Here is a 9,089-nt window from a genome sequence, read left to right as displayed (position 1 = left end):
TCGGTCAGCAGCTCCACCGCGCCCGCCGACCAGTCCACCTGCGGCGACGGCGCATCCACATGCAACGTCCGCGGCAACACCCCATGCCGCATCGCCAACACCATCTTGATCACACCGGCCACACCCGACGCCGCCTGCGTATGACCGATGTTCGACTTCACCGACCCCAACAACAACGGCCGACCCGACGGCCGATCCTGACCGTAGGTCGCCAACAACGCCTGCGCCTCGATCGGGTCACCCAGCCGCGTCCCCGTCCCGTGCGCCTCCACCACGTCGANNTNGGCNGGNNNNAGNNGGGCNNCGGNGAGNGCCTGCNGGATGACGCGCTGCTGGGNNGGGCCGTTCGGNGCGGTCAGNCCGNTGCTGGCACCGTCGGAGTTCACCGCGCTGCCCCGCACCACCGCCAACACCGGATGACCATGACGCCGGGCATCCGACAACCGCTCCACCAGCAACAACCCGACGCCCTCACCCCAGCCCGTGCCGTCCGCCGCCGCCGCGAACGACTTGCACCGGCCGTCCGCGGCCAGACCGCCCTGCCGGTCGAACTCGGAGAACATGCCGGGGCTGGACATGACGGTCGCGCCGCCGACCAGCGCGGCGCCGCACTCGCGGCGGCGCAGCGCCTGGCAGGCGACGTGCAGGGCGACCAGCGACGACGAGCAGGCCGTGTCGACGGTGACCGCCGGCCCCTCCAGGCCGAACGTGTAGGCCAGCCGGCCGGAGAGCACCGCCGGGGCCGCGCCGGTGAGCAGGTGGCCGAGGACCTCGTCGGGGAACTCGGCGATGTCGGCGATGTAGCCGAGGTCGCCGCCGCCGACGAACACCCCGACCCGCTCGCCGCGCAGGGTGGCGACGTCGATGCGGGCCCGTTCGAACGTCTCCCAGGCCACCTCGAGCAGCAGCCGCTGCTGCGGGTCCATCGCGAGCGCCTCGCGCGGGCTGATGCCGAAGAACGCCGGGTCGAAGTCGGCGGCGTCGTAGAGGAACCCGCCGCGGCCGGTCGCCGACTCGGCCGCCGCGGGCTCGTCGGGGAGGTCCCAGCCGCGGTCGGTGGGCAGGCTCGCGATCGCGTCGCGGCCCTCGGTGAGCAGGTTCCAGAAGTCATCGGGCCCGTGGACGTCCCCGGGGTAGCGGCAGCCGATCGCGACGATCGCGATCGGCTCCCGGGCCGCGTCCTCGAGCTCGGAGATCCGCAGCCGGCTCTGCTGCAGGTCCGCCGTCACCCACCGGAGGTAGTCGCGAAGTGTTTCCTCGTCCGCCATGCGATTACCACCTCTGTGGATAGACCAACGGCCAGCGGCGACACCGGATGTCCAACCGCTGGCCGGATATCCGCCGTGACGCGCGGATCCTCAAACCTGGGGCAGCCTGGCCATGATGCTAGGAGCCACATTGCCGGGCACGAAACCCCTAGCCTGCCCCTACCCCAGAAAGAACGGCCGACAATTGAACAGGCCGACCTACACCGAATTCAGGTTTTTCGCAGCTGTGTGTCGATGAACCGGAGCAGTTCGTCGTCGGTGGCCGCGCTGAGATCCGCCCCGCCGGTCGTCCCCGGCGCGGTCACAGCGGACCCGTCCAGCTGCGACAGGAGCGACTGCAGCCGTATCCGGATCTTCGTGCGCTCGATCTCGTCGTGCCCCCGACCGGCCACCGAACGCTCCAGCCGATCCAGGTCGGCGAATACCGATTCCGATTCCCGGGCCGCATCGGGCAGCATTTCCTTCGACAGCTGTCGGGCGAGCACGAAAGGCGTCGGATGGTCGAACACCAGGGTCGCCGCACAGCGCAGCCCGGTCGCCCGGTTGAGCCGGTTGCGAAGCTGGACGGCGGTCACCGAATCGACGCCGATATCCCGGAAGGCGCGTTCGGCGGGAATGCTTTCCGTGGAGGGGAATCCGAGGACGGCACAGCTGTGCGCGCGGACCAGCTCGACCAGCTCGCGCTCGGCCTCGTCAGGCCGCAGCGCGGCGAGCCGTGCCCGCAGCCGCCCGGCCTCGCCGTCGTCGCGCTCGGTGGCCGCCTCCTGCTCGCGGCGCGCCGCCCGGACGGCCGGCAGGTCGGCCAGCAGCGGGCTGGGCCTGGTCAGGGTGAAGCCCGGCGCGAACCGCGCCCAGTCGACGTCGGCGGCGACCAGGCCGCTCTCGTCCCGGTCGAGCACGCCGGCCAGGACGGCGACGGCGACGTCGGGGTCGAGCGGGGTCAGCCCGCGGCGGGCCAGCGACCCGTCCCGGGCGGCGGTGTCGGCGGTTCCGCCGCCGGCCCAGGGTCCCCAGGCGACGGCGGTCGCCCGGCGGCCCGCGGCCCGGCGGCGGGCGGCGAGGGCGTCGAGGTGGGCGTCGGCGGCCGCGTAGACCGCGTTACGGGCGCTGCCCCAGACGCCGACGACCGACCCGAACACGACGAACGCGTCCAGCGGGGTGTCGGCGAGCAGCTCGTCGAGGTGCTCGGCGCCGGCGACCCGGGCCCGCAGCACCTCGCCGGCCTCGGCGAGGGTGGTGTCGGCGATCGTGCCGTCCTGGCCGCGCCCGGCGGCGTGAACCACGGCGGTGACGGGGTCGCCGCCGCGGGTCAGCTCGTCGAGCAGGGCGCGCACCGCGTCCCGGTCGGCGACGTCGCAGGCGGCGAAGGTGACCCGGGCACCCAGGCCGGTCAGCTCGGCGTGCAGCTCCGGCGCGCCGGGCGCGCGCGGGCCACGCCGGTTGACCAGCACGAGATGCTCGGCGCCGTGGGCGGCGGCCCAGCGGGCCGTCCGCCCGCCGAGCGCCCCGGTGCCGCCGGTGACGAGCACGGTGCCCCGAGGCTTCCAGCCGTCGCCCGAGGCTTCGGGGGCCGTGGGAGCCGGGACGAGGCGGCGGCCGAGCAGGCCGGTGTCGCGCAGGGCCAGCTGGTCTTCCCCGTCCAGCCCGGCCAGCGCCGCGACGAGGCGGCGGCCGGCGCCGCCGACCGGGCCGTCCGACAGGTCGCAGTCCGGCGGCAGGTCCAGCAGCCCGCCCCACCGCTGCGGATGTTCCAGCGCCACGACCCGCCCGAGCCCCCAGACCTGCGCCTGGACGGGGCTCGGTGCCGCCGGTCCGTCGGACGCCGCGCCAGCCGACGCCGCGCCAGTGCTCGCCGCGCCGGCGGGCATGACGGCCGTGGACACGGCGCCGCTGGTCAGCGCCCACAGCGGGGCGTCGATGCCCGCGTCACCGAGGGCCTGGATCAGGGCCAGCGTGCCGGCCACCGCCCTGGGCAGCACCGGGAACGCGGCGTACGCGGCCTCGTCGAAGGCCAGCAGGGAGACGACGCCCACGATCGGCGCGTCCCCACCGCCCGCCGTGGCCCGCAGCGCGCCGGTCAGCGCGGCCCGGTCCGCCCCGGCCGCGGCGGCCAGGTCGACGGACAGCTCGGCGATCTCGGCGCCGGCGTCCTTGAGCAGGCCGGCGAGCTCGGGGACGGTACCGCCGGCGGGCCTGACCACCAGCCAGCGGCCGGTGAGCCGGGCCGGCGGCGGCTCGGGCAGCGGCTGCCAGTCGATCCGGTACCGCCAGCCGTCCGTGACCGCCGCGGTGCGCCGCCGCGCCCACCAGGACGCCAGCGCCGGCAGCACCGGTGTCACCAGCTCGGCGGGCACCCCCAGCTGCTCGGTCAGCTCCGTCGTGTCACCGGCCTGGACGGCCGTCCAGAACCGTTCCGCCCCGGCGTCGAGCTGAGTTCCGGAACGTCCCGGCTCCGGTTCGAGCGGGTCCGGCCAGTAGCGCCGGTGCTGGAAGGCGTAGGTGGGCAGGTCGGGCAGGCAGCGCGGCGACGACGGCGACGGCGTTGGCGACGGCAGCAGGCCGGCGGACCAGGCCGGCCAGTCCACCGACAGGCCCGCCGCCCACGCCTGGGCCAGCGCGCGCAGCTGCGCGGCGGCGTCGTCGTGGCCGCGGCGCAGGGTGGGGCAGACGGCGACCGGGCCGGCGTGCGTCGCCTGCTCCGCCGCGATCTGCTCCAGCGCGAGCAGCAGCACCGGATGCGGGCTGACCTCGACGAACTGCCGGAAGCCGTCCCGCAGCAGCCGTCGGACGGCCGGCGCGAACCGCACTGTCTCGCGCAGGTTCGCGTACCAGTAGTCCCCGCCGACGGCGCCGTCGACCGGCTCGCCGGTGACCGTCGAGTACCACGGCACGCGGGGAGTCCGCGCCCGCAGGTCCGCGAAATCCGTCAGCAGCCGGTGCCGGAGCTGCTCCACCTGCGGGGAGTGCGACGCGTAGTCGACGTCGACGAGCCGCGCCCGGGTCCCCCGGGCCTCGCAGCGGGCGACCAGCTCCGCCACCGCGGCGCGGTCGCCGGCCACCACGACCTGGGACGGCCCGTTCACCGCCGCCACGCTCAGCGAGGCCTCGGCGGCGATCCATCCGGTCACGGTGTCGAGCGGTGCCACGACGGAGGCCAAGGCCCCGGCGCCGGTGAGCCCCCGCACGGCGGCGCTGCGCCGCGCCACCACCCGGGCCCCGTCACGCAGCGAGAGCGCCCCGGCGACGACCGCCGCCGCCACCTCGCCCTGCGAGTGGCCGACGACCGCGCCCGGCACCACCCCGAACGACTCCCACCAGGCGGCGAGCGAGACCATCACCGCCCACAGCACGGGCTGCACCACGTCCACCCGGTCCAGCTCCCCGCCGTCGCGCAGGATCCCGACCACCGAGAAGTCGACGAACTCGCTGAGCGCCGCGTCGCACTCGGCCAGCCGCGCGGTGAACGCCGCCGAACGGTCGAGCAGGCCGAGCGCCATGCCCACCCACTGCCCGCCCTGGCCGGGGAACACGAACACGACGCCGCTTGAGGACACCGCCGTCCCGACGACCACGTCGGCGGCCGGTTCGCCGTCGGCGAGGCCGCGCAGGCCGGCGGCGTCCCAGGCGACGGCACGCGCCGGCAGCGCGGTGCGGCCCAGCAGCGCCCGGCTCACATCGGCCGGTGACCCGGCGGTGGGGACGAACCGCGCGAGCCGTGCCGCCTGCGCCCGCAGCCCCGACTCGTCCGTCGACGACACCAGCAGCGGCAGCGGCGAGCCGGGTGGCTCCGGCTCCACGGGAGGCGGGGCGGCGGGTGGGGCCTCCTCGACGATCAGGTGGGCGTTCGTGCCGCTCATGCCGAACGACGAGACGCCCGCCCGGCGGGGACGTCCCGTGTCGTGCCACGGCTGGGACCCGGTCAGCAGCGCCACCGTGCCGGCCGACCAGTCGACCTGGCCGGTCGGCTCGTCGACGTGCAGGGTCGGGGGCAGCAGCCCGTGCCGCAGCGCCAGCACCATCTTGATCACCCCGGCCACCCCGGACGCCCCCTGGGTGTGACCGATGTTCGACTTGAGCGAGCCCAACCACAGCGGACGGTCGGCGGACCGGTCGCGTCCGTAGGTGGCGAGCAGCGCCTGGGCCTCGATCGGGTCCCCGAGAACGGTGCCGGTGCCGTGTGCCTCGACGGCGTCGACGTCGTCGGGGGTCAGTCCCGCGCCGGCGAGGGCCGCGCGGATCACCCGTTCCTGCGCCGGCCCGTTCGGGGCGGTCAGGCCGTTGCTCGCCCCGTCCGAGTTCACCGCGCTGCCGACGATCGTCGCGAGGATGTGCCGGCCGTTGCGGCGGGCGTCGGAGAGCCGTTCGAGCACCAGCAGGCCGGCGCCCTCACCCCAGCCCGTCCCGTCCGCGGCGGCCGCGAACGACTTGCACCGGCCGCTGGAGGCGAGCGCCCCCTGCCGGCTGAACTCGGTGAAGATCCCGGGCGTGGACATCACCGCGACCCCCCCGGCCAGCGCCAGGTCGCACTCGCCCTGCCGCAGCGACCCGGCGGCCAGGTGCAGCGCCACCAGCGAGGACGAGCACGCCGTGTCGACGGTGACCGCCGGCCCCTCCAGCCCGAAGGCGTAGGCGACCCGGCCGGAGATGATGCTCGCCGAGTTGCCGGTCGTCAGATGGCCCTCGAGTTCGGCGGCGACGTCCTGCAGCAGCCAGAGGTAGTCCTGCCCGTTGCTGCCGGCGAAGACCCCGGTGCGGCTGCCGCGCAGCCCCCGCGGGTCGATCCCGGCCCGCTCGAACGCCTCCCAGCTCGTCTCCAGCAGCAGCCGCTGCTGCGGGTCCATCGCGAGCGCCTCGCGCGGGGTGATCCCGAACAGCGCGGCGTCGAAGTCACCGGCATCGCGCAGGAAACCGCCCACCCTGGTGGTGGACGTCCCGGCCCGCTGCGGATCCGGGTCGAACAGGACGTCGAGATCCCAGCCGCGGTCGGTCGGGAACTCCGAGATCGCGTCGGTGCCGTCCGCGACCAGGCGCCACAGCGCCTCCGGTGAGTCGGCCCCGCCGGGGTAGCGGCAGCCCATGCCGATGATCGCGATGGGCTCGCTCGCCGCCGCGGTGAGCCGCCGCTGCTCGCGCCGCAGCCGCTCGTTCTCCTTCAGTGCCGCGCGCAGGGCCTCGACAACTCTCGGGTCCGGCTGGGTCATCGTTCGTCGCTCCGCTCGTCGAACCGCTCGTCGAACCACTGCGCGCCCCGGTCGAGGGACCGGGACGCGGACCCGGTCAGGACCCGTCGCCGCCGAGGGCGAGCCGGACGAGGTCGTCGACCCCCATGCCGTCGATCTCCGCCGGCTGCCCGGCCGCCTCGGGCCGCCCGGCCGCTTCCAGCTGCCCGGTCATCTCCAGCTGCCCGTCCGGTGCCGGCCGGGCGCTGCCGGCGGCGGCTCGAGCCAGGCCCACGAGCGGCGCCAACAGCCCGGACGTCCGCAGCCGCCCGATCGGGATGGACGCCAGCAGCTCCCGCAGGTCATCCCCGTCGAGAGCAGCCAGGCCGTCCTCGACAACCGGGTCGGCCGACTCGCCCGCCGTGCCCGGGCCGGCGGGAGCATCCGGTGCGGAGCCGGGATCGTCGGTCGCCGCGAGCATGGCGAGCACGTGCCGGGCCAGGCGTTCGGCGTCCGGATGGTCGAAGGCCACCGTGGCCGGCAGACTCAGCCCCGTCTCCGCGGCCAGCCGGGTGCGCAGCTCCACCGCGGTCAGCGAGTCGAACCCGAGCTCCTTGAAGGCCCGGCCGGGCTCGACCTCGGCCGTCGACGGGTGGCCCAGCACACCAGCCACCGCCTCGCGGACCAGCTCGAGGACCATCCGCTCCCGCTCCGCCCGCGAGGCCCCGGCAAGCCGTCCGGCGAGATGTCCGGTGTGGGCGCCGGCCGGCCCGTGCGGCCCGTGCTCGGCTGCCGCGAGCGCCGCCTGCATCGCCGCGAACAGCGGACGCGGCCGGGCCGCGGTGAACGGCGGCAGGAACTCGGGCCAGCGGACGTCGACGACGCTCACCGCGCCCTCGTCGGCGCCGACCGTCCGGGCTAGCGCGGCAAGGGCCGCCTGCGGGGCGAGCGTGACCAGGCCGCGGCGGCGCAGCTCCCCGGCGACGTCGGCGCCGGCCGCCATGCCCACCTCGGCCCACGGGCCCCACGCGACGGCGGTGCCCGCGCGGCCGGCGGCGCGGCGGCGGTGGACGAGCGCGTCCAGGGCGGCGTTCGCGGCGGCGTACGCGGCCTGCCCGCCGCTGCCCCAGACACCGGAGATGGAGGAGAAGACGACGAAGGCGTCGAGTGGGGTGTCGGCGAGCAGCTCGTCGAGGTGCTCGGCGCCGGCGACCTTGCCGGTGACCACCCGGTCCAGGTGGTCGGCGTCCGCGACCGCCAGGGGCGCGTCCTCGGCGACGCCCGCGGCGTGGACGACCGCGGACAGGTCGCCGTCCACGGCCGCGCCGGCCAGCAGCGCGGCGACCGCGGCACGGTCAGCCAGCTCGCAGGCGGCGACGTCGACCCGCACGCCGAGCGCGGACAGCTCCGCGACCAGCGTGTCCGCCCCGGGGGCGGCCGATCCGCGCCGGCTGGCCAGCACGACCCGCCGCGCGCCGTGCGCCGCCACCCAGCGGGCCACCTGGGCGCCGAGACCACCCGTCCCGCCGGTGATCAGCACCGTTCCGCGAGGGTGCCAAAGACTCTCGCCCGTGGCCGGTGCGGCGACGAGCCGGCGCAGCAGGATCCCGCCGCCGCGGAGCGCGACCTGGTCCTCGCCGCCGGGCAGGCCCGCGAGCACCGCCACGAGCCGCTCGGCGGTCCGCCGGTCGAACCCGTCCGGCTTCGCCCCGCCAGCCGATTTCGCCGGTCCGCCCGGCTTCGCCGCGCCGCCCGGTTCCGGCAGGTCGAGCAGCCCGCCCCACCGGCCGGGATGCTCCAGGCCGACCACCCGGCCGAGACCCCATACCTGCGCCTGCCGAACACTGACCGCACGATCGGTACGCCCGGTCCACACCGCGCCTCGGGTGACGAACCAGAGCGGCACATCCAGCCAGGACGGCGCATCGAGCCCGGCGTCGCCGAGCGCCTGCACCACCGTGAGCGTGTCCGCGAGGAGCGTGTCGGCGAGGAGCGTGTCCGCGGGCCGCCGGTCGTCCAGCGCCGCCAGGCAGAGCACACCGGTGACCGGTCCGGCCCCCGGGCCCACGCCGGCAGCGACGGCGTCATCGAGCGTGCGCAGTCTTTCGGCCAGGGTCGCCCGGTCGACACCGGGCTCGACCGGGACGGCGACGACCTCCGCGCCCGCGGCTGTCAGCAGCGGCGTCAGCCCCACCGTGTCGTCGCCCAGGACCAGCCAGGTTCCAGTCAGCACCGCGGGCCCCGGGTCGGACAGCGGCTTCCAGCTCACCCGGTAACGCCAGCCATCCACCGTCGCATCGACCCGGCGACGTTCCCGCCACGACGCCAACGCCGGCAGCGTGATCTCCAACGCGGCGGCTTCGACACCAAGCCGCTCGGCCAGGCCGGCCAGGTCGGAACGCTCGACCGTCGCCCAGAAATCCGCCTCGACCGGATCACCGGCCACCGCACCGGCGACCATCGGCGTCGGTAGCCGGCTGTCCAGCCAGTACCGCTGCCGCTGAAACGCGTACGTCGGCAACACCACCGGATGGGCAGCCCCACCCGAACCAGCCCTACGACCAGCGCCAGCCCCCGCAAGAAGCGCCGCCCAGTCGACGGCGACACCGTGGACGAACAGTCCCGCCAGGGCGGTCAGAACAGTGGTCGCCTCGTCGCGGTC

3 protein-coding genes are annotated in these 9,089 nt (G+C 75.8%); all 3 read right to left on the bottom strand.

Translation table 11 applies throughout. The annotated features are described in order from the left end of the window. Window positions 1-1,268, bottom strand: a 1,268-nt coding sequence (locus B056_RS0104950) for a beta-ketoacyl synthase N-terminal-like domain-containing protein (protein WP_018500797.1), incomplete at its 3' end; no start/stop codon positions are given. 209 nt (window positions 1,269-1,477) lie between these two features. Beyond that, the gene (locus tag B056_RS0104945; RefSeq protein WP_018500796.1) at window positions 1,478-6,469 is read right to left on the bottom strand and encodes a type I polyketide synthase; all 4,992 of its coding nucleotides are present in this window, start codon (window positions 6,467-6,469) and stop codon (window positions 1,478-1,480) included. A gap of 76 nt (window positions 6,470-6,545) precedes the next feature. Then, window positions 6,546-9,089, bottom strand: a 2,544-nt coding sequence (locus B056_RS0104940) for an SDR family NAD(P)-dependent oxidoreductase (RefSeq protein WP_026239341.1), incomplete at its 5' end; no start/stop codon positions are given.

Origin of the sequence: Parafrankia discariae (genome assembly GCF_000373365.1) — a bacterium.
Taxonomy (GTDB): Bacteria; Actinomycetota; Actinomycetes; order Frankiales; family Frankiaceae; genus Parafrankia; species Parafrankia discariae.
Note: the sequence above shows the minus strand (reverse complement) of the source record. Positions and strands in the feature narration are given on the sequence as shown.